Genomic DNA, 21,444 nt, shown 5'->3' on the forward strand with positions numbered 1-21,444 from the left:
GGCCCCACAGAGACTGCAGGCCGAACGTCACCTTGGCGACCAGGTGTTGGGGGCATCCCGGATGCCTCCTGCAGGCGCAGGGCCTAGCCTTGATGGCTGATCCGCGATTTGTCGTGTTTTTTACTTATCCTGCACCCGCCATGTCCGCCACAACACCTGCCCACTACGCTTACTGGCCCACCCGTCTGCCCCACTCGATCACCGTTCCCGCCACCAGCGTCTGGGAAAACCTGGCCATCAATGCGCGCCGCTACCCCGACAAGACCGCGCTGGTGTTCATGGGCCGCTCCACAAGCTACAAGGAGCTGTGCGACGGCACCGAGCGCATGGCGGCCTACCTGCACAGCCTGGGCGTGCAAAAGGGCGACCGCGTCATTTTGCTCATGCAGAACACGCAGCAGCTGGTGCTCGCGCATTACGCCATCTTCCGCGCCAATGCCGTGGTGGTTCCCGTCAACCCCATGAACATGGCCGAGGAACTCAAGCACTACATCACGGATGCCGGCGCCAAGGTGGCCATCACCACGGCGGACCTGGCACCCGAGCTGGCCAAGGCCAGCAACGGCCTTCCTGCCGGCCAGGGGCTTGAGCACATGGTGGTCACGCAGTTCACCGATGCCTTCGATGCCGGCGTGCAAGGCCCCGATGCGCCGCCCGAGAGCTGGCGCAACTGGCTGCTGTCCGAGCGCGAGCCCGCGCAGCTGCAGGGCGGCACCGTCCATGCGTGGACCGAGGCGCTGGCCTGCACCGACGCGCCGCCCGCGCACACGGCGGGCCGCGACGACATGGCCGTGCTGCCTTATACCAGCGGCACCACGGGCCAGCCCAAGGGCTGCATCCACCTGCACCGCAGCATCAACCACAATGCCGTGGCCGGCAGCTACTGGGGCACGGGCACCAGCGAAAGCGTGGTGCTGGCCGTGGTGCCGATGTTCCACATCACCGGCATGGTCTCGGTGCTGCACGCGGCCATCTACATGGGCGCCACCATCGTCGTCATGCCGCGCTGGGACCGCGAGCTGGCCGGCCGCCTGATCTCCCACTACCAAGTCACCAGCTGGACCAATATCCCCACCATGGTCATCGACCTGCTGGGCAGTCCCAATTTCGCCTCCTTCGACCTGTCCAGCCTCAAGTACATCGGCGGCGGCGGCGCGGCCATGCCCCAGGCCGTGGCCCAGCGCCTGCTGGAGCAGTACGGCTTGCGCTTTTGCGAAGGCTACGGCCTGACCGAAACGGCGGCGCCCACGCACAGCAACCCGCCGGACCGCCCCAAGCAGCAATGCCTGGGCATTCCCTTCATGAGCACCGATGCGCGCGTGGTCAACCCCGACACGGGCGAGGAAGTGCCCCAGGGCGAGCAGGGCGAGATCGTGGTGCACGGCCCCGAGATTTTCGAAGGCTACTGGCAGCGCCCCGATGCCACGGCCCAGGCCTTCATGGAGATCGACGGCAAGCGGTTCTTCCGCACCGGCGACCTGGGCCGCGTGGACGAGGACGGCTACTTCTTCATCACGGACCGCCTGAAGCGCATGATCAACGCCAGCGGCTTCAAGGTCTGGCCTGCCGAAGTCGAGGCGCTGATGTTCCGCCATCCGGCCATCCAGGAAGCCTGCGTGATCTCGACCAGGGACGCCTATCGCGGCGAATCCGTCAAGGCCGTGGTCGTGCTGCGCGCCGGCCACGAAAACACCACGGAAGAGGAAATCGTCCAATGGTGCCGCGACAACATGGCCGTCTACAAGGCGCCGCGCTCGGTGCTGTTCGTGCCCGCGCTGCCCAAGAGCGGCAGCGGCAAGGTCATGTGGCGCATGCTGCAGGAACAGGAAAACGCCCCCAAATAAGCGGCTGCATGCAGGGGAAAGCAAGGGCCGCCTGAAGCCGGCATTCCCGGCACGAAGGATCGGGCGGCCTCTGAAGGCCGCACATTCCTGCACCATCTCCGCAGCGGGCCGCGCTCCTTGCCTGGAGCGCGGCCCGCTGCTGCATTCCATGCCTTGCAAGGGGGCAATTGCCGTAGCTTTCCCCGGTGGTGCCGGGGAAGGGCACACTTTATGATGCACATATCAATCTCATGGCGTCCCAAGTTCGAGTGCCCATGTGCGCAAGCCAGGCACTCGGCGCTACAACCTTGCGAGCGATATGAGATCTATTCAGAAGACCCAAGATACCCCGATTGAAACAGAGGAGCAGTTCCGCCTCCTGGTCCAGGGGGTGACGGATTACGCGATCTACATGCTTTCGCCGGCCGGCATCGTGACGTCCTGGAATGCCGGTGCGCAGCGCATCAAAGGCTATAGCCGCGCGGAAATCATCGGCCGGCATTTCTCCTGTTTCTATACGCCGGAAGATTGTGCGGCCGGGGAGCCGGCGCTCGTTCTGGCAACGGCTGCCAAGGAGTGCCGTGTCGAACGGGAAGGCTGGCGCGTGCGCAAGAATGGCAGCCGCTTCTGGGCCCACATCGTGGTGGATGCCATTCGCGACGAGGCAGGAACTCTGCTCGGTTTTGCGAAGATCACCCAGGACATCACCCAGCGCAAGGAAGCTGCGGCGGCGCTTGAAAAAGCCAAGGCCGCGCTGTTCCATGCTCAGAAGATGGAAGCCATCGGAAGGCTGACGGGCGGCCTGGCGCACGACTTCAATAACTTGCTGGCCGTGCTGTCCAATGGACTGGAAGTGCTGGCCATGCAGTCGCGCACGCATATGGACACCCGGGTCATGGAGGGCATGCGCCGGGCGGTCGACCGCGGAGCCTCGCTCACCCAGCAGCTGCTTTCGTTTGCGCGGCAGCAGCCGCTGCAGGCGCAGGTGCACGACCTCAATGCTCTGGTGCGCGATTTCGAGCCGATGCTCGCGCGCGCCAGCGGCCACCTGACGCTCATCGATTTGAGACTTCGGGCCCGCAATGCTTTCGCTCTTGTGGATGTGGCCGGGTTCGAGACCAATCTTCTCAATCTGGTCGTGAACGCCATGGACGCAATGCCCTCAGGCGGGGCCGTGACCATCGCCACCGACAACATTGCATCGGGCAGCGAAGTGACCTCGATCCTTCCTGCCGGGCACTATGTGCGGGTGTCCGTCTCGGATATTGGCATCGGCATGTCCGCGCAAGTCATGGCGCAGGCGTTCGAGCCTTTCTTTACCACCAAGCCGCCAGGCAAGGGCACGGGGCTCGGGCTCAGCCAGGTGTATGGATTCGTCACCCAATCGGGCGGCGATGTGGTCATCACCAGCAAAGAAGGCAAAGGGACAGCGGTCGACCTCTACTTTCCCACGGCGGAACCGATGCAGGCGCTGCGCCTGCCGGACGTTTCGAAGTCCGAGACAGTCCTGCTGGTCGATGACGAACCGGATGTACTGGCGCTCGCATCGGAGATGTTCAGAAGCATCGGATACGAGACCGCTGCCGCAGGCAATGCCACCGAAGCGATCGAGATTCTGCGCAGGCGCACCGATATCGACATCGTCTTCACCGATATCGCCATGCCCCAGGGCATCAGCGGACTCGCACTGGCGCGCTTGATCCGGGCGGAATACCCGGGCATCAAAGTCATCCTGACTTCGGGCTATCCGCTTTCTGCACTGCGCCACGAGCACGAAACCATCAGCCAGTTCGTGTTCGTACACAAGCCCTACCGCCTGGCCGATCTTGCCAAGGTGCTGAGGAGCGGCGTGAACTAGCTGCCGGGCCCTGGTGAAGCATGAGGTTGTGATTTCGCGGCCTCTCCCGCAGCCCTGGCCAGGCTTGCAAATGGGGAACGGCACAGGTGACGGCTCTTCATAGGCTTGTTGCTCTGAAAAGATACCCGGAGCCTGTGCTGCCGTGCTGACCATGGCCGGTTGTCATGCCCATGAGCATGGATACGAATACCGCTACCGCGATCCATACGCTCGCTTCCTTGCATATGGCTGCGGGCCCCGCACCAGGCACCATCGCTGCCCCCGCATGGGCATCAACCTCATGGCCATGGCAGACACAGGCACCACGGCCACGGCATGCATCGACAATCTTCAGCGCCGTTGCGCGCGGAACACCGGAACAATGATTCACAAAGATTTTCCAGGCGGGCTCATAGACTTACCCTTCGTTCAGCAAAGGATGCCCGCCATGAAAAAAATGCTCTCCCTGGCCGCAGTGGCCTTGCTTCTCAGCGGTTGTGCCGTCTACCAGGACGGTTACTACGATGACGGATACAAAAAGCCGCATCCGCACGGCTGTCCTCCGGGCCAGGCCAAGAAAGGCAACTGCTGATATCCCAACCCGCTACGGCGGGTTTTGTATTTCCGGCGTCCGGAACAGCTCGTCGCAAAGCAGCTTTGCCCCATGCATCTTCTTCAGGAAGCCGGCAAAGGCATGCCGAGCATCATGGCCAAGCAGACCCGTTGCCGGAGCGCGGGAACACATGCGCAGGCATTTCAATGCCGGTCTTGACCATTCCTTGCCGCAATTTTGAAAACGGCGCACCGATGCAGCTCGGTTGTCCGAGCTGGAACAGCCCTTGCCGGAGACCTCATGGCCTGGCGGAGAAGCACCGAGAGGCTTGTCCGCCCGAAGGCCTGAGTCTTTGCATAAAGGTGCTGAATGACAAAGATCGCTGTTGTCGGAATAGGGTATGTGGGGCTGTCCAACGCCATGCTGCTGTCGCAATTCAACGAAGTGACGGCCCTGGATATCGATGCGCGCAAGGTGGAACTGCTAAACAGCAGACAATCTCCGCTGGCGGATGCCGATATCCAACATTTTCTGGCGCACAAGAAACTGAAATTCCGCGCCACCCTGGATAAACAGGAGGCCTATAAAGACGCGCAATATGTCATCGTCGCAACGCCCACGGATTACGACCCCCGGTGCCGATGCTTCGATACCCGCTCCCTCAAGTCCGTGGTCAGCGATATCAGGCAAATCAATCCAAGGGCCGTCATCGTCATCAAGTCCACCGTTCCCGTGGGATTCACCCGGCAGCTCAAGAAGGAAATGGCGCATGAGAACATTCTCTACGCGCCGGAATTCCTGCGGGAGGGCAAGGCACTGCATGACAACCTCCACCCCAGCCGCATCGTGGTGGGAGAGCGTTCCGAACGTGCCCGCTTTCTGGCGGACCTGGTGCTCGAAAGCGCGGTGGACAAAAGAGCGCCGGTATTGCTGACGGACAGCTCCGAGGCCGAGGCCATCAAGCTCTTCGCCAATACCTATCTGGCCATGCGCGTGGCCTACTTCAACGAGCTGGATACCTATGCGGCGGTGCACGGGCTGGACACGCGCCAGATCATCGAGGGCGTCTGCCTGGACCCACGCATCGGCAGCCACTACAACAATCCTTCCTTCGGCTATGGCGGCTACTGCCTTCCCAAGGACACCCGGCAGCTGCTGGCCGACTATGCGGACGTTCCGCAGCACCTCATCCATGCGATCGTGAAGTCCAACGGCACGCGCAAGGACTTTGTGGCGGGCGACATCCTGAACCGCAATCCGGCCGTGGTGGGCATCTACCGCCTGGTGATGAAAGCCGGCTCGGACAATTTCCGCGCCTCGTCCGTCCAGGGGGTGATGAAGCGGCTCAGGGCCAGTGGCATTACCGTGTTGGTGTACGAGCCGGCTTTGGATGCGCCGCACTTCCTCGATTCCCGCGTGACCAGGGACCTGGACGAATTCAAGCGGACAAGCGATGTGATCGTGGCCAACCGCATGGTGGACGAGCTGGCCGATGTCAAAGGCAAGGTCTACACCCGGGATCTATTCGGGGGAGATGCCTGACTGGCCATTGGTTTTTTTTTGAAGCCAAGCTGTCTGGTGGACAGCTGCCTGTGAATGCTCAGCCCAAAATTCTGAAACCTGCGGCAGGAGCGCCGCGGCACCTATCCATCAACAAACCATTTCAATATCTTGAGAAAAACTTTGCGTTTGTTTCCATCTCCTGGTTTTTTTGCCGGGCAGAATGTGCATTCCTGTGTCCAGTCGGATAGCAATCTGCCAATTGATTGCACGGCAAATGCTTATAGATCCGTTTCTGGACGCCTTCGACGCACTTCACCCTATTCGAGTTTTGTGGGCTGGCAGAGTGTTTGAATCGAGCTGTTTCTGACAGCAGGATCTGTGCCTGCTATTCGCGGATGCTTGGTCATTCGCGCGGAAAATGGTGTATTTCTGAAACTGCGCGAGCGCTGAAGCCTTCTTGAAGGAATGAACATGAAAGTTCTGTTGACCGGCGGTGCCGGATATATCGGCAGCCATACCGCAGTGGAACTGCTTGCGGCCGGGCATGAGGTCGTGGTGCTGGACAACTTCAGCAACAGCAGCCCTGTGGCCATGCAGCGGGTCGAGAGGATCACGGGCCGCCAGATCCCGGTGGTGCAAGGAGATGTGCGGGACCAGCCGCTGCTGGAGCGCGTGCTGCGCGAGCATGCGGTGGACGGCGTGGTGCACTTTGCGGGCAAGAAGGCGGTGGGGGAGTCGGTGGCCCAGCCCATCGACTACTTCGACAACAACGTCAACGGCACGCTGGTGCTGCTGCGTGCGATGCAGGCCACGGGCGTCAAGCGTCTGGTGTTCAGCTCTTCGGCCACGGTCTACGGTACGCCGCAGTACCTGCCGCTGGACGAGCAGCATCCGCTGTCCGTCACCAATCCCTATGGTCGCAGCAAGCTGATGGTCGAGGAAATCCTGTCGGACCTGTTCCATTCGGATTCCTCCTGGGCGCTGACGGTGCTGCGCTATTTCAATCCGATCGGTGCCCACGAAAGCGGGCTGATTGGCGAGGATCCTGCGGACATTCCCAACAACCTGCTGCCGTTCGTGGCCCAGGTGGCGGTGGGCCGGCGCGAGCGCCTGCAGGTCTTCGGCAGCGACTACCCGACGCCGGACGGCACGGGCGTGCGCGACTACATCCATGTCGTGGATCTGGCGCGCGGCCATGTGAAGGCGCTGGAGCGCCAGCAGCGGCAGTCCACGCCCGAGCACCTGGTGGTCAACCTCGGCACGGGCCGGGGCTACAGCGTGCTGGAAGTGGTGCGCGAGTTCGAGCAGGCCAGCCACAGGCCCGTGCCCTGTGCGCTGGTGCCCAGGCGCCCCGGCGACGTGGCCACCTGCTTTGCGCAGACAGACAAGGCGCGCGAACTGCTGGGCTGGGAAGCCCAGTTCGGCATGCAGCGCATGTGCACGGATGCATGGCGCTGGCAGAGCAACAACCCGAAAGGCTACGACGAGGCTACATAGCATGTCGGCAGGATTGAAAACTATCTAGGGAGCCCTGCTTGGGCTGCCGGTCACGGCCCGGTACGAAGAAGTGCCTGTTGGAACTGTAAAACTCCGGCCGGATTGTGTTTTGTTACCTTGTGCCTGTCATCCCGCGAGAACGCAAAACCGTTGAAAAAAAACATCATATGGATGCATGGGCCCTGTTCCCATGAACCGGGAGGCGGAACGGCCGGTGCCTCTGCACACCGGTACCCGTTTGTGGTGCCCGCGCAGGCGTGAGCATCTTCATCAAAAGAAATTGGGACTTGCATGGCTTTTCTACGTTCTTCGCTTCGCACAGCGGCAGCCGTCACGCTCGCATGCGCTGCCGGCCTGGCCCAGGCTCAGGCCTATATCAGCGGCTCGGTCTCTGGACAATTGGCACCGGGTGTGTATGGGCGCGTGGATATCGGCAATGCGCCGCCCGCGCTGCTGTACCAGCAGCCCATGCTGATCGCGCCGCCGGCCGTCGTGGTGCCGCAGCAGCCGGTCTACATGTGGGTGCCGCCAGAGCATTCGCGCCACTGGCGCCGCTATTGCGGGCGCTATCACGCTTGCGGCCAGCCCGTTTATTTCCTGCGCAATCCGCCGCCGCACTGGCACAGAGGAGGACCGGGACCCCGTCCGGGCTGGGATCGCCCGAGGCCGCATTTCCACGAGGGCCGAGGCCATGGCCGGGGCGACTGGGACCGCCATGAGCGGGTTCATGGACGCGGCCATGGACATGGAGGCGGCCATGGCGGAGGCCACGGCCACCATCGCGATTGATGCTTCGGTGCGCAGATGCCTGGCATCTGCCGTCCCGTCGAACAACGCCCTGCCGGCATGCGGCAGGGCGTTTTCGTTTGCGCGGCTGAAAGATATCCCAAGCCATTGATCTAGGGTTTACCAGTATTTTTTTGTTGTGTTTTTGCAATCAAAGATGCTTCGATGTTCAAAAAAGATAGCTTCTATCCTTTGTAATGAAAGTGTTTGAAGCCATTTCTTTAGCTAGTATTTGTTGCTATACGTAGTTTCTCAGATATTCACATGAGGCATAGCAGCTAGCGGCGTGCCTGGGTGTTCCAGGGCTGCATGCCTATTCAAAATAGCTGTCATTCGTTTTGATGATGTGACAGCCATGCCCCAGACCGAGACTTCCAGCACTGCCTTTGCCCTCAAGGGCATTTCTTCCATGGCCACGCGCCAGGTGCTGGCGGAGCTGGCGGCGGCCTGGCAGGCGCAGGGCGGCGAGCCGGTGGCCATCGAATCGGTGGGCGGGGTGGATGCAGCCAGGCGCGTGCAGGCGGGCGAGGAGGCATTCGATGTGGTGTTCCTGGCCGCCGATGCCCTGGCCCAACTGGAAGACTGCGGCCGCGTGGTGGCCGGCAGCAGGGTGGCTCTGGTGCTGTCCAGCACCGCCGTCGCGGTGCCCGGCGGCGCAGCCTTGCCCGATATCTCCACGGAACAGGCCTTGCGCGCCGCGGTGCTTGCCGCGCCCCGCATCGGCTATTCCACCGGGCCCAGCGGCGTGGCGCTGCAAAAGCTTTTCGAACGCTGGGGCATTGCCGAGCAGATCAGGCCGCGCATCGTGCAGGCCCGCCCCGGCGTGCCCGTGGGCTCGCTGATTGCCACGGGCGAGGTGGCCCTGGGCTTTCAGCAGCTGAGCGAACTGATCCATGTCGAAGGCATTGCGATCGTCGGACCGCTGCCGCAGGCAGTGGCCATCGACACGGTTTTCTCCGGCGGCGTGGTGGCAGGCTCGGCCCATGCCGATGCCGTGCGCCGCCTGCTGGCCTTCATGGCTTCGCCCGGCGCGGACGGGGCCAAGCGCCGCCAGGGCATGGAGCCTGCCTGACGGCGGGCCGGGCGGCACAGGCTGCATTCGGCAACAGAACTTCACCATTGAATCCATACAAGGGGCGGATACAAGCCCCGGCATGGCACGCGTATCGAGCATCTCTTGAAAAGGCGCCGTACCGGCCACGAAACAGGAGCGCGAGGCGACAAAGAGAGGCAACCGAGATACCAATATGACTTCGCAAACCATTTCCCCGGCAACGGACGCCACGGTCGCCAATGTGCAGACCGTGCTGAACGACCATCCGTTTTCCGGATTCCAATGGGTGATCTTCGCCCTGTGCTTTTTCATCGTGCTGCTGGACGGCTTCGATACCTCGGCCATCGGCTATATCGCGCCTTCGCTGATCACCGAATGGGGCGTGGCCAAGCCCGACCTGGCGCCGGTGCTGAGCGCCGCGCTGTTCGGCCTGGCCGGCGGCGCCATGGGATCGGGCCCGCTGGCCGACCGCTTCGGCCGCAAGGCCGTGCTCGTGGGGTCGGTGCTGGTGTTTGCCATCGCCTGCCTGGCTTCGGGCTATTCGCATGACATCCAGACGCTGACCGCGCTGCGCTTCGTGACCGGCCTGGGCCTGGGCGCTGCCATGCCCAATGCCGTGACGCTGATGAGCGAGTACTGTCCCGATTCGCGCCGCGCCATGCTTACCAATGCCATGTTCTGCGGCTTTCCGCTGGGCGCGGCCTTCGGCGGTTTTCTGGCGGCGTGGATGATTCCGCATTTCGGCTGGCGCAGCGTGCTGCACCTGGGCGGCCTGGCACCGCTGGTGCTGGCCGTGCTGCTGCTATTGCTGCTGCCCGAGTCCGTGCGCTACATGGTGGCCAAGGGCTATGCGGCGGACCGCATCCGCAAGCCGCTGGCGCGCATTGCCGGCCATGCCGTGCAGAACGTGCAGCGCTTCGTGATGACGGAGAACAAGGCGGCCGTGGAGGGCAAGAGCGGCATGGGCGTGGTGCTGTCCAGCCAATACCGCGTGGGTTCGGTCATGCTGTGGATTGCCTACTTCATGGGCCTGGTCATTTTCTACGCGCTGATGAACTGGATGCCTGTGCTGTTCAAGGAGGGTGGGCTGGACCCCAAGACCGCGACGCTGGTGGCCGCGCTGTTCCCGCTGGGCGGCGTGGGCGCGGTGTTCTTCGGCTGGCTGATGGACCGCTTCAACGCCAACCGAATCATCGCCATCGGCTACGCGCTGACGGCCGTGTCGATCTGGTGGATCGGCCAGGAAGCGGGCAGCCTGGGCTGGCTGGTGGTCTCGGTGTTCGTGGCCGGCACCATCATGAACACCGCCCAGTCGTCCATGCCGGCGCTGGCCGCGGCCTTTTACCCCACCAGCGGCCGGGCCACCGGCGTGGCCTGGATGCTGGGCATCGGCCGCTTCGGCGGCATCGCGGGCTCCTTCCTGGTGGCCGAGCTGACGGCACGCCAGCTGGGCTTCAGCCAGATCTTCTCCGTGGTGGCCATTCCCGGCCTGATCGCCACGGCGGCCCTGGTCATCAAACAGCTGGCCAGTCCCAGGGCGGCCGACTGATTTTGCAAAATGGGGCCGGCCCGGATGGCCGGCCATCTCTGTCAACCGTTGATTTCCAACCTTCGAGAGGGGTTCATTCATGATTATTGACGTACACGGCCACTACACCACGGCGCCTGCGGCGCTGGGCGTCTGGCGCGACCTGCAGATCGCCGGCCTCAAGGATTCGAGCAAGGCCCCCCAGGCTTCGGACCTGAAGATCAGCGACGACGAAATCCGCGAGACCATCGAGAACAACCAGCTCAAGCTGATGAAGCAGCGCGGCTCGGACCTGACCATCTTCAGCCCGCGCGCCTCGTTCATGGCCCACCATATCGGCGACTTCCAGACCTCCAGCACCTGGGCCGCGATCTGCAACGAGCTGTGCTACCGCGTCAGCCAGCTGTTCCCTGACAACTTCATCCCCGCCGCCATGCTGCCGCAGTCGCCGGGCGTGGATCCCAGGACCTGCATTCCCGAACTCGTGAAGTGCGTGGAGCAGTACGGCAACGTGGGCATCAACCTCAACCCCGATCCCTCGGGCGGCCACTGGACTTCGCCGCCGCTGTCCGACAAGAGCTGGTATCCCATCTACGAAAAGATGGTGGAGTACGACATCCCCGCGATGATCCACGTCTCCACCAGCTGCAACGCGTGCTTCCACACCACGGGCAGCCATTACCTGAACGCCGACACCACGGCCTTCATGCAGTGCCTGACCAGCGACCTGTTCAAGGACTTCCCGACGCTGAAGTTCCTGATCCCCCACGGCGGCGGCGCCGTGCCCTACCACTGGGGCCGTTTCCGCGGCCTGGCGCAGGAGCTGAAGAAGCCGCTGCTCGAGGAGCACCTGCTCAACAACATCTTCTTCGACACCTGCGTCTACCACCAGCCGGGCATCAACCTGCTGACCGAGGTCATCCCGACCAAGAACATCCTGTTCGCCAGCGAGATGATCGGCGCCGTGCGCGGCATCGACCCTCAGACCGGCCACTACTACGACGACACCAAGCGCTACATCGAGGCCACGCAGAACCTGACGGCCGAAGAGAAGCACATGGTCTACGAAGGCAACGCCCGCCGCGTGTTCACGCGCCTGGACGCGGCGCTGAAGGCCAAGGGCCTGTAATCCATCACTATCGAAACAGGAGCTGGCTGCGCTTTGCCCGCATCGATTTCAGTGTGGATTCATAGAAATCTGACTGTCATCAAGCGCAAGCTGCTCATGTTTTTGCATTCTTCGGGCCTGCAGCGCAGGCCTGTCCAGGAGGTTTGATATGTACGAACTCGGAGTCGTTTACCGCAACATCCAGCGCACCGACAGCGCCGTTGCCGATGCACTGGCCGCCCTCGGCTCGGCCACGGTGCACGAGGCCATGGGCCGCGTGGGACTGATGAAGCCCTATATGCGCCCGATCCAGCAGGACGTGCAGGTGTCCGGCACGGCCGTCACCGTGCTGCTGCAGCCCGGCGACAACTGGATGATGCATGTGGCCGCAGAGCAGATCCAGCCCGGCGACATCGTGGTCGCCACCGTCACGGCCGAATGCAGCGACGGCTATTTCGGCGACCTGCTGGCCACCAGCTTCAAGGCGCGCGGCGCGCGCGCGCTGATCATCGAGGCCGGCGTGCGCGACACCAAGGTGCTGCGCGAAATGCATTTCCCGGTCTGGAGCCGCTACGTGTCCTCCAAGGGCACCATCAAGGCCACGCCGGGCTCGGTGAACATTCCCATCGTCTGTGCGGGCGCCTATGTCACGCCCGGCGACGTGATCGTGGCCGACGATGACGGCGTGGTCTGCGTGCCGCGCGCCATCGCCGCCAAGACGCTGGAAACCGCGCTCAAGCGCGAGGCCAACGAAGGCGGCAAGCGCGAGATCTTTGCCGCCGGCACTCTGGGCCTGGACTACTACAAGATGCGCGAAGGGCTGGAAAAGGCCGGTCTGCGGTATATCGATTAACACCCCCTGAGCCGCTTTCGCGTCTTCCGCCTGTTGCACGACGCCCTCTCTCGCTTCGCGGGAGGGGACGATGCCCTCGCTGCGAGGCGGCTCTTGCTTGGCATCCCTGAGTTGTGCCGCGCTGCTTTGACGCATAGCGGGCATCTCAAGAACCGTTGAGGAAAAGACAAATGAGCCAATTTGAAAAAACCACCGGCTGGCTGGACTGGTACGCCGGCCCCAGCAAGCCCAGGTTCCAGCTGCCCGCAGGCGCCGTCGACGCGCACTGCCACGTGTTCGGCCCCGGCGACGAGTTCCCGTTCGCGCCCGAGCGCAAGTACACGCCCTGCGATGCCAGCAAGGCGCAGCTGTTCGCGCTGCGCGACCACCTGGGCTTTGCGCGCAATGTGATCGTGCAGGCCACCTGCCACGGCGCCGACAACCGCGCCATGGTCGATGCCTGCCTGTCGTCGGACGGCAAGGCGCGCGGCGTGGCCACCGTCAGGCGCAGCGTGACCGACGAGGAGCTGCAGGCGCTGCACGCCGCCGGCGTGCGCGGCGTGCGCTTCAACTTCGTCAAGCGCCTGGTGGACTTCACGCCCAAGGACGAGCTGATGGAGATCGCGGGCCGCATCGCCAAGCTCGGCTGGCACGTGGTCATCTACTTCGAGGCCGTGGACCTGCCCGAGCTGTGGGACTTCTTCACCGCGCTGCCCACCACCGTGGTGGTGGACCACATGGGCCGCCCCGACGTCAGCAAGGGCGTGGACAGCGAGGAGTTCGCGCTGTTCCTGAAGTTCATGCGCGAGCACCAGAATGTGTGGAGCAAGGTGAGCTGCCCCGAGCGCCTGTCGGTGACCGGGCCCAAGGCGCTCGATGGCGAGCAGAACGCCTACCGCGACGTGGTGCCGTTCGCGCGCCGCGTGGTCGAGGAGTTCCCCGACCGCGTGCTGTGGGGCACCGACTGGCCGCACCCCAACCTCAAGGACCACATGCCCGACGACGGCCTGCTGGTGGACTTCATCCCCCACATCGCGCCGACGGCCGAGTTGCAGCAAAAGCTGCTGGTCGACAATCCCATGCGCCTGTACTGGCCCGAGGAGGTCTGACCATGGCCCTCGAGAAACCCTATCTGGACGTGCCCGGCACCATCATTTTCGATGCCGAGCAAAGCCGCAAAGGCTATTGGCTCAACCAGTTCTGCATGTCGCTGATGAAAGCCGAGAACCGCGAGCGCTTCAAGGCCGACGAGCGCGCCTATCTCGACGAATGGCCGATGACCGAGGAGCAGAAGCAGGCCGTGCTGGCACGCGACCTGAACTGGTGCATGCGCACGGGCGGCAACATCTATTTCCTGGCCAAGATCGGCGCCACCGACGGCAAGAGCTTCCAGCAGATGGCGGGCTCCATGACCGGCATGACCGAGGACGAGTACCGCGCCATGATGATGGGCGGCGGCCGCTCGGCCGAGGGCAACCGCTTTGTGGGCGAGGACGGCGACGCTCAGGCGCACCGCCAGCCACAAGGTACTGCCGGCAAGGCCGGACAACAGAAGAAGGAAGACTGAACCCATGGCCCGCATCACCGCATCCGTCTACACCTCGCATGTGCCGGCCATCGGCGCAGCCATGGACCTGGGCAAGACCCAGGAGCCTTACTGGCAGCCGCTGTTCAAGGGCTATGACTTCTCGCGCCAGTGGATGAAGGACAACAAGCCCGACGTGATCTTCCTGGTCTACAACGACCATGCGACCGCGTTCAGCCTGGACTGCATTCCCACGTTCGCCATCGGCACGGCCGCCGAATACCAGCCCGCCGACGAAGGCTGGGGCCCGCGTCCCGTGCCCAGGGTGGTGGGCCACCCCGAGCTGGCCTCGCACATCGCGCAGAGCGTGATCCAGCAGGACTTCGACCTGACCCTGGTCAACAGGATGGACGTGGACCACGGCCTGACCGTGCCGCTGTCGCTGATGTGTGGCGAGCAGGACCCCAAGACCGGCGCCTGGCCCTGCCCGGTGATTCCGTTCGCCGTCAACGTGGTGCAGTATCCCGTGCCCTCGGGCCAGCGCTGCGTCAACCTGGGCCGCGCCATCCGCAAGGCCGTGGAAAGCTACGACGAAGACCTGAATGTCCATATCTGGGGCACGGGCGGCATGAGCCACCAGCTGCAGGGTGCGCGCGCCGGCCTGATCAACAAGGAATGGGACAACCGGTTCCTGGACCTGCTGATCGAGAACCCCTCGGGCCTGGCGCAGATGCCGCATATCGACTATGTGCGCGAAGCCGGCTCGGAGGGCATCGAGCTCGTGATGTGGCTGATCGCGCGCGGCGCCATGTCCGACGTGGACAGCCCCGCGCCCCTGCCTAAAGTGGCGCATCGCTTCTATCACGTGCCTGCATCCAACACGGCCGTCGGCCACCTGATCTTGGAGAACCAATGAGCGTGCCCCCACGTTCATCGCTTCGCGCAATCACTGCCCCGGTTCCCTGAGGAACAGGGGCCTTCGCCTCCTTGAGGCGGCTCTATGGAGAAAGAAATCATGAGCAAGACCATTAAAGTCGCCCTGGCGGGCGCCGGTGCCTTCGGCATCAAGCATCTGGACGGCATCAAGAACATCGACGGCGTGGAAGTCGTATCCCTCGTCAGCCGCGACCTGGAAAAAACCCGTGAAGTGGCCGACAAGTACGGCATCCGGCACGTGAGCACGGACCTGGCCGACAGCCTGGCACTGCCCGAAGTGGACGCCGTCATCCTGTGCACGCCCACGCAGATGCACGCAGCCCAGGCCATCCAGTGCATGAAGGCCGGCAAGCACGTGCAGGTGGAGATTCCGCTGGCCGACAGCCTCAAGGAAGCCGAGCAAGTGCTGGCGCTGCAGAAGCAGACCGGCCTGGTGGCCATGGTCGGCCATACCCGCCGCTTCAACCCCAGCCACCAGTGGGTGCACAAGAAGATCGAGGCTGGCGAATTCCACATTCAGCAGATGGATGTGCAGACCTATTTCTTCCGCCGCACCAACATGAATGCGCTGGGCCAGCCGCGCAGCTGGACCGACCACCTGCTGTGGCACCATGCCGCCCACACCGTGGACCTGTTCGCCTACCAGGCCGGCAGCCCCATCGTGAAGGCCAACGCCATCCAGGGCCCCATCCACAAGGACCTGGGCATCGCCATGGACATGAGCATCCAGCTCAAGGCCGCCAACGGCGCCATCTGCACGCTCTCGCTGTCGTTCAACAACGACGGCCCGCTGGGCACATTCTTCCGCTACATCGGCGACACGGGCACCTACATCGCCCGCTACGACGACCTGTACAACGGCAAGGAAGAGAAGATCGATGTGTCCCAGGTCGATGTGTCCATGAACGGCATCGAGCTGCAGGACCGCGAATTCTTCGCCGCCATCCGCGAGGGCCGCGAGCCCAACTCCAGCGTGCAGAAGGTGTTCAACTGCTATAAGGTGCTGCACGAGCTGGAGCAGCAGCTCAACGCTGCCTGATTTCGGTAAACTACCGAAACCATAGCTGCCCGCGCCCGCCGTACAAGCGGTAGCGGGCTTTTTCATTTGATTCGGATTGGCCGGGTGATACCAGGCCAGTCTGCGGAGCACGCCATGGAAAACCGCCATATCGGACCCTTCACCGTCGCCAACGTAGCCCTGGGCTGCATGAATTTCTGCCATGCCTACGGCAGTCCCGTCTCCACCGAGCAGTCGCATGCCGTGCTGCATGCGGCGCTGGATGCGGGCGTGACGCTGTTCGATACGGCCGCGCTCTATGGCTTTGGCGCCAGCGAGTCGCTGGTCGGGCCGGTGCTCAAGCCCCATCGCAGCCGCATCACCCTGGCCAGCAAGGGCGGCATGGCCGGCGTGCGCGGCGAGGACGGCGTGATGCGCCGCGTGATCGACGGCCGTCCCAGGACCTTGCGCAGGAACTGCGAGGACAGCCTTCAGCGCCTGGGCACGGACGTGATCGACCTGTACTACCTGCACCGCTGGGACCAGCGCGTGCCCATCGAGGAGTCGGTCGGCGAGATGGCGCGCCTGAAGGAAGAGGGCAAGATTCGCGCGCTGGGCCTGTCCGAAGTCGGCACAGAGGCGCTGCGGCGCGCGCACCGCGAGCATCCGATTGCCGCGCTGCAAAGCGAATATTCGCTGTGGTCGCGCAATGCCGAGCTGGGCACGCTGGCTGCCTGCAAGGAGCTGGGCATTGCCTATGTGGCCTTCAGCCCCATGGGCCGGGGTTTCCTCAGCGGCAAGCTGCAGGGCGTGGATGGCCTGGTCAAGGGCGACATCCGTGCCTCCATGCCGCGCTTCGCGCCCGAGGCCTATGCGCGCAACCTCCGGCTGCTGGCCCCCATGCAGGCCATTGCCGAAAAGGCGGGCTGCACGCTGGCGGAGCTGGCCATTGCCTGGGTGCTGCACCAGGGCGAGCATGTGATTGCGCTGCCAGGCACGACCAGCGTCGACCATCTGCTGGAGGACGTGCGCGGCGGCGGCGTCAGGCTCGATGCGGCCGTGCTGGCCGAACTCGACGAGCTCTTCAAGCCCGAAGCCATTGCTGGCGACCGCTATGCGCTGCAGGCCCAGGGCGAGGTGGATACCGAGAAATACCCGTTCGAAAAGCGCTGAGTCCGCATCCGTGAAAAGGCCTGCGCGGATTTGCATCCCGCAGGCCTTTGTCTGCGCGCCTGTCGAGGAAGCACGACCTCATGCCATGCGCTGCAGATAGGGCGCCTGCAGCATGTACATGCGGATCACGCTGCGGTACTGGCCGTTGGAAAAAAATTCGTCCACCAGTTCGCCCTCGGGCCGAAAGCCGATCTTGGTGTAGATGTGGATGGCCTTGGCGTTTTCCTTGTCCACATACAGATAGATCTTGTGCAGGTTCAGCACGCGAAAGCCGTAGTCCAGGGCCTGGCGCGTGGCATGGGCCGCAATGCCTTTGCCTTGCTGGTCGGGCGCGACGATGATCTGGAACTCGGCGCGGCGGTGGATCAGGTCGATCTCCACCAGTTCCACCAGGCCGGCGCGTTCGCTGCCATGCTCGACCACGAAGCGGCGTTCGCCCTGGTCGTGGACGTGGGTGTCGTAGAGGCTGGTCAGTTCGTCGAAAGTGGCGTAGGGCTCCTCGAACCAGTAGCGCATCACGCTGGCGTTGTTGTCCAGCAGGTGCACGAAGCGAAGGTCCTCGCGTTCCAGAGGTCTGAGTTGAATGGATGTGTTCATGAATGATTCTTGGTGGTTGTTCAGAATGGTTCAGGGGCGCATGCGCTGCCGCACGGCCCAGGCGGCGGCCAGCAGCAGGGCTGTGGCCAGCAGCAGCACGGCGGCAAAGCCGTGGTCGAAGGCGGTGCTGGCGGCCTGCACCAGGTCGCTTGCGGCATCGCCCCTCAGGGCTTCGGCGGCCAGCAGGGCTTCGTCCAGGCTGTCGCGCACCGTGGACGGAACAGGAGTGCCGGTGGCGGGCACAACGAGGGTGCGCGCATAGACGGCCGACAGCAGGCTGCCCATGACCGTTACGCCCAGGGCACCGCCCAGTTCGTAGGAAACTTCTTCCACCGAGGCGGCCATGCCGGCGCGTTCGGCTGGGGCGCTCATCAGCAAGGTGGCCGAAGCGGCCGTCATGGCCGCGCCGATGCCAGCGCCCAGCACCGTCAGGCTCAGGGCCTGCCACAGGACGGGTGCCTGGTGCAGCGCCAGATAGCCGCCCATGCCCAGGCCGGAGGCCAGCAAGGCCAGGCTCAGCAGCCGGGCACTGCCCCAGCGCGGCAGCAGGCGCCCGGCGACGGGGCCTGCGACAAAGGCTGCAATCGGCAGCGGCAGCACGGCCCAGCCAGCCTGCAGGGGGCTCAGGCCCAGCACCAGCTGCAGGCGCTGGCTGAATACCAGCTCCATGCCCAGCAGCGCGGCCGATGCCACCAGGGCCGCTGTCACGGCGGTGCTGAAAGCCTTGTTGCCGAACAGCGCCAGATCCAGCAGCGGGTGGCTGCTGCGGCGCTGGCGGCGCACGAATATGGCGAGAAAGGCAATGCCCGTGAGCAGTGCGATGGCGGCCAGCAGCCAGTCGGGCGACTGCTTGCCCAGCTCCTTGAGCGCATAGGTGCCGGCCATCAGGCCCAGCATCGCCTGGATGCAGGCTCTCAGGTCCCAGGGGTGTTCCCGGTTGCCGCGGCTGGCGGGAATCCAGCGCCAGGCCAGCAGCAGGGCGACGAGCACGATGGGCACATTGATCAGGAACACCGACCCCCACCAGAAATGCGCGAGCAGCGCGCCGCCGACCACGGGGCCGAAGGCCGCTCCGCCAGAGGCCACCGAGGCCCAGATGCCGATGGCCAGCGCACGCTCCCGGTCGTCGATGAAGGTGAGCCGTATCAGCGACAGCGTGGCCGGCATCATCATGGCCGCGCCCACGCCCAGCAGCGCCCGGGCTGCAATCAGCACGCCGGTGCCGGGCGCAAAGGCCGCAGCCAGCGATGCCGCGCCGAACACTGCAAGGCCGGCCATGAACAGGCGCTTGTGGCCGAGGCGGTCGCCCAGCGTGCCCATGCCCAGCAGCAGGCCCGAGACCACGAGCGAGTAGCTGTTGATGATCCAGAGCTTGGCCGAGGCGGTGGCCGCCAGGTCGTGGGTCAGGCGCGGCAGGGCGGTGTAGAGCACGGTCATGTCGATGACGATGAGCAGCAGCGCAGCCGATACGATGCCCAGCACCAGCCAGCGGCTGGCGGCCGGGGCGGGGGATGGAGGGGGAAAAGCAGGTGTGATGTCCATGGGAATCCTCTCCGCAGCAGTAGTCGTGGGAGATGTCTTCCGATAATCGATCAATTTTTGATTTGCGGGAAGTTCAGATCAGTCAATAAAATTGATGAATGGAATGGACGCTTGAACGCCTTAACCAATTTGTCGCCGTGGCCGACTGCGGCTCCATGACCCAGGCGGCCCGCCGGCTGGGCCGTGCGCAGTCGGCGGTCAGCATGGCCATGGGGCTGCTGGAGGCCGATCTGGGGCTGGCGCTGTTCCATCGCGTGGGGCGCTCGGTGCACCTCACGCCTGCGGGCGAGGTCATGCTGCTGGAGGCGCGCGCCTTGCTCAACCAGGCGCAGGCCCTGGACCTGCGTGCGCGCGGGCTGGCCGCGGGGCAGGCTGCCAGGCTGTGCGTGTCGCTCGACGAGGCGTTGCCGTATCCGCCGTTTGCGCGGCTGCTGCGCGAGCTGGCCCAGCAGTTCCCGGCGCTGGAGCTGACGCTGCTCAACGGCACGGCGGCCGAAGTGGCGCGCGATGTGCAGACGCGCCGCGCCGAGCTGGCCTTCCAGTTCGACCGCGGCCCGGCCGATGCGCAGTTTGCCCAGCGCTATGTGGCCGGGGTGCCGCAGATGGTGTTCGTGGCGCGCAGCCATGCGCTGGCGGCCACAAGCCATGGCCCGGTCACCCGCGAGGACCTGGCGGCGCACCGCCAACTGGTCATGCATATCGAGGGCGTGGAGGACCTGGTGATCAGCCCGCGCATCTGGCGCTCGGACAGCTTTTACGTGATGGCCGACATGCTGGCCGACGGCATAGGCTGGGGCATTCTGCCGCGCAACATCGCGCAGACGCCCGACATCGAGCCGCGCATCGTGGCGCTGGATTGCCCGGAGCTGCGCCTGCCGCCACTGGCGGTGCGCATGCTGAGCTTGCAGGGCGCCGTGCTGGACGGCACGGCGCTGTGGATTCAGCAGCGGCTGGCGGCCCTGCTGATACAGGGCGGCTGAGCCGGAGGCCGCACCGTGCCCGCCGGGAGGCCGGATGGGGCATCAAAAAAAAACAGCCGCCCGAGGGCGGCTGCTGGCGGATGGCCGGGACGCTCAGTCCAGTGCCAGGCCGGCCTTCTTGATCACATCGCCAAAGCGCTTGCTTTCATCGGCCATGAACTGCTTGAATTCGGCGGGCGTGGGGGTGAAGCTTTCATAGCCGAAGGCCGCGAACTTCTCCTTCACGTCCTGGCCGGTCAGTGCTTGGCGCACGTCGTTGCGGATCTTTTCCTGCACGGCGGCGGGCGTGCCGGGGCGCACGGCCAGGGCATTCCAGCCGGTCACGGCATAGCCGGCAGGGCCGCCCGATTCGGAGACCGTGGGCACGTTCTCGTAGCCCTCGATGCGCTTGGGCGCCGCCACGGCCAGGAAGCGCAGCTTGCCGCCGCGCACCAGCGGGCCGGCCGTGCCCAGCGAGCCCAGCGCGAAGCTGAGCTGGCCGGTGGCCACGCCCTGGTAGAGCTGGCTGGTTTCCTTGTAGATCACGTGCTCCATCTTGGTGCCGGTCATGCTCTCCAGCAGGGCCGATCCAAGGTGCACCGGGTTGCCCACGGACCAGGAGCCGTAATTGAGCTTGCCGGGGTGGGCCTTGGCGTCGGCGATCAGGTCGGCCATGGTCTTGTACGGGCTGTCCACCGGCACGCAGACGAAGAAGTAGTTGCGGAACAGCGGCATCAGGATGTCGAAATCCTTGTCCAGGTTGTACGGCAGTTTCTTGAACAGGTGGGGGTAGGCCGCGATGTGCACGTTGTCCAGCTGGATCATGTCCGTGCCGTCGGTGGCGCCGCGCTTGAAGGCTTCGATGGCGATGAAGCCGTTGCCGCCGGGGCGGTTTTCCACCACCACGGGCTGGCCCCAGGCGCGGCCCAGCTTGTCGGCCACGAGGCGCGAGAGGCCGTCCGGGCCGCCGCCCACGGGGAAGGGGTTGATGATGCGCGAGGCCTTGGTGGGCCACTTGGCGGCATCGGCCTGCGCAAAAGCGGGCATGGCGCAGCCTGCGGCCATGGAGGCGAGGGCAAGCGCTGCCTGGCGGCGGTTCATCTGGAACGAGCGTTGGCTCATGTTTTTGTCTCCCGGGACCGCGAGCGGTCCATCTGTCTGTCGTTGAGGTTCGCGCGTTGGCCGGCCGTTGCG

The 21,444-nt window shown here is 64.4% G+C and carries 19 protein-coding genes; 16 read left to right on the top strand and 3 right to left on the bottom strand.

Translation table 11 applies throughout. The features are described from left to right. Window positions 1-140: 140 nt before the first annotated feature. The 15 genes from Cte04_RS20155 (at window position 141) to Cte04_RS20225 (ending at window position 17,152) form a co-directional block, all read left to right on the top strand. Window positions 141-1,844, top strand: a complete 1,704-nt coding sequence (locus tag Cte04_RS20155) for a long-chain fatty acid--CoA ligase (RefSeq protein WP_066483335.1) — start codon at window positions 141-143, stop codon at window positions 1,842-1,844. Between the two features lie 298 nt (window positions 1,845-2,142). Continuing rightward, window positions 2,143-3,681 carry a PAS domain-containing hybrid sensor histidine kinase/response regulator family protein gene (locus Cte04_RS20160; protein WP_066483336.1) on the top strand — a complete coding sequence of 513 codons (1,539 nt, stop codon included), beginning with the start codon at window positions 2,143-2,145 and terminating at the stop codon, window positions 3,679-3,681. 265 nt (window positions 3,682-3,946) lie between these two features. After that, window positions 3,947-4,252, top strand: a complete 306-nt coding sequence (locus Cte04_RS20165) for a hypothetical protein (RefSeq protein WP_066483338.1) — start codon at window positions 3,947-3,949, stop codon at window positions 4,250-4,252. Between the two features lie 330 nt (window positions 4,253-4,582). Next, complete coding sequence (locus Cte04_RS20170; protein ID WP_066483339.1) at window positions 4,583-5,755, top strand: nucleotide sugar dehydrogenase; 1,173 nt, start codon at window positions 4,583-4,585, stop codon at window positions 5,753-5,755. Between the two features lie 432 nt (window positions 5,756-6,187). Beyond that, complete coding sequence (gene galE, locus Cte04_RS20175) at window positions 6,188-7,213, top strand: UDP-glucose 4-epimerase GalE (RefSeq protein WP_066483431.1); 1,026 nt, start codon at window positions 6,188-6,190, stop codon at window positions 7,211-7,213. Window positions 7,214-7,504: 291 nt separating this feature from the next. Continuing rightward, window positions 7,505-8,002: a hypothetical protein gene (locus Cte04_RS20180; protein ID WP_083526775.1), complete on the top strand. Its 498-nt coding sequence runs from the start codon at window positions 7,505-7,507 to the stop codon at window positions 8,000-8,002. Between the two features lie 352 nt (window positions 8,003-8,354). Continuing rightward, entirely contained in the window at window positions 8,355-9,071 is a 717-nt protein-coding gene (locus Cte04_RS20185; RefSeq protein ID WP_066483346.1) for a substrate-binding domain-containing protein, read from the top strand. A 175-nt stretch (window positions 9,072-9,246) separates the two neighbouring features. Next, window positions 9,247-10,602, top strand: coding sequence for an MFS transporter (locus tag Cte04_RS20190; protein ID WP_066483354.1), 1,356 nt, complete (start codon window positions 9,247-9,249; stop codon window positions 10,600-10,602). A gap of 79 nt (window positions 10,603-10,681) precedes the next feature. Further along, window positions 10,682-11,710 (top strand): amidohydrolase family protein, encoded by a 1,029-nt coding sequence (locus Cte04_RS20195; protein WP_066483361.1) that lies wholly within the window; start codon window positions 10,682-10,684, stop codon window positions 11,708-11,710. A 148-nt stretch (window positions 11,711-11,858) separates the two neighbouring features. Continuing rightward, a complete protein-coding gene (ligK, locus tag Cte04_RS20200; protein ID WP_066483364.1) occupies window positions 11,859-12,542 on the top strand; it encodes a 4-carboxy-4-hydroxy-2-oxoadipate aldolase/oxaloacetate decarboxylase in 684 nt (227 codons plus the stop codon). Between the two features lie 170 nt (window positions 12,543-12,712). Next, window positions 12,713-13,630 carry an amidohydrolase family protein gene (locus Cte04_RS20205; protein WP_066483365.1) on the top strand — a complete coding sequence of 306 codons (918 nt, stop codon included), beginning with the start codon at window positions 12,713-12,715 and terminating at the stop codon, window positions 13,628-13,630. Between the two features lie 2 nt (window positions 13,631-13,632). Next, window positions 13,633-14,088: a protocatechuate 4,5-dioxygenase subunit alpha gene (gene ligA, locus Cte04_RS20210; protein WP_066483371.1), complete on the top strand. Its 456-nt coding sequence runs from the start codon at window positions 13,633-13,635 to the stop codon at window positions 14,086-14,088. A 4-nt stretch (window positions 14,089-14,092) separates the two neighbouring features. Continuing rightward, complete coding sequence (locus tag Cte04_RS20215; protein WP_066483372.1) at window positions 14,093-14,962, top strand: class III extradiol dioxygenase subunit beta; 870 nt, start codon at window positions 14,093-14,095, stop codon at window positions 14,960-14,962. 99 nt (window positions 14,963-15,061) lie between these two features. Further along, window positions 15,062-16,021, top strand: a complete 960-nt coding sequence (locus Cte04_RS20220; RefSeq protein ID WP_066483434.1) for a Gfo/Idh/MocA family oxidoreductase — start codon at window positions 15,062-15,064, stop codon at window positions 16,019-16,021. Window positions 16,022-16,135: 114 nt separating this feature from the next. Beyond that, window positions 16,136-17,152: an aldo/keto reductase gene (locus Cte04_RS20225; RefSeq protein WP_066483373.1), complete on the top strand. Its 1,017-nt coding sequence runs from the start codon at window positions 16,136-16,138 to the stop codon at window positions 17,150-17,152. Between the two features lie 78 nt (window positions 17,153-17,230). On the opposite strand, the gene speG is transcribed toward Cte04_RS20225, so the two are convergent. Continuing rightward, window positions 17,231-17,749: a spermidine N1-acetyltransferase gene (gene speG, locus Cte04_RS20230; protein WP_066483381.1), complete on the bottom strand. Its 519-nt coding sequence runs from the start codon at window positions 17,747-17,749 to the stop codon at window positions 17,231-17,233. Between the two features lie 30 nt (window positions 17,750-17,779). After that, complete coding sequence (locus Cte04_RS20235) at window positions 17,780-19,291, bottom strand: MFS transporter (protein WP_066483383.1); 1,512 nt, start codon at window positions 19,289-19,291, stop codon at window positions 17,780-17,782. 98 nt (window positions 19,292-19,389) lie between these two features. Here Cte04_RS20235 and Cte04_RS20240 point away from each other — a divergent pair, with 98 nt between their 5' ends. Next, window positions 19,390-20,271, top strand: coding sequence for a LysR family transcriptional regulator (locus Cte04_RS20240; RefSeq protein ID WP_066483385.1), 882 nt, complete (start codon window positions 19,390-19,392; stop codon window positions 20,269-20,271). Window positions 20,272-20,364: 93 nt separating this feature from the next. Here Cte04_RS20240 and Cte04_RS20245 read toward each other — a convergent pair whose 3' ends face one another. Beyond that, complete coding sequence (locus Cte04_RS20245; protein ID WP_066483388.1) at window positions 20,365-21,372, bottom strand: Bug family tripartite tricarboxylate transporter substrate binding protein; 1,008 nt, start codon at window positions 21,370-21,372, stop codon at window positions 20,365-20,367. Between the last annotated feature and the right edge of the window lie 72 nt (window positions 21,373-21,444).

This window comes from Comamonas terrae, from assembly GCF_001544075.1.
GTDB lineage: Bacteria > Pseudomonadota > Gammaproteobacteria > Burkholderiales > Burkholderiaceae_C > Comamonas > Comamonas terrae.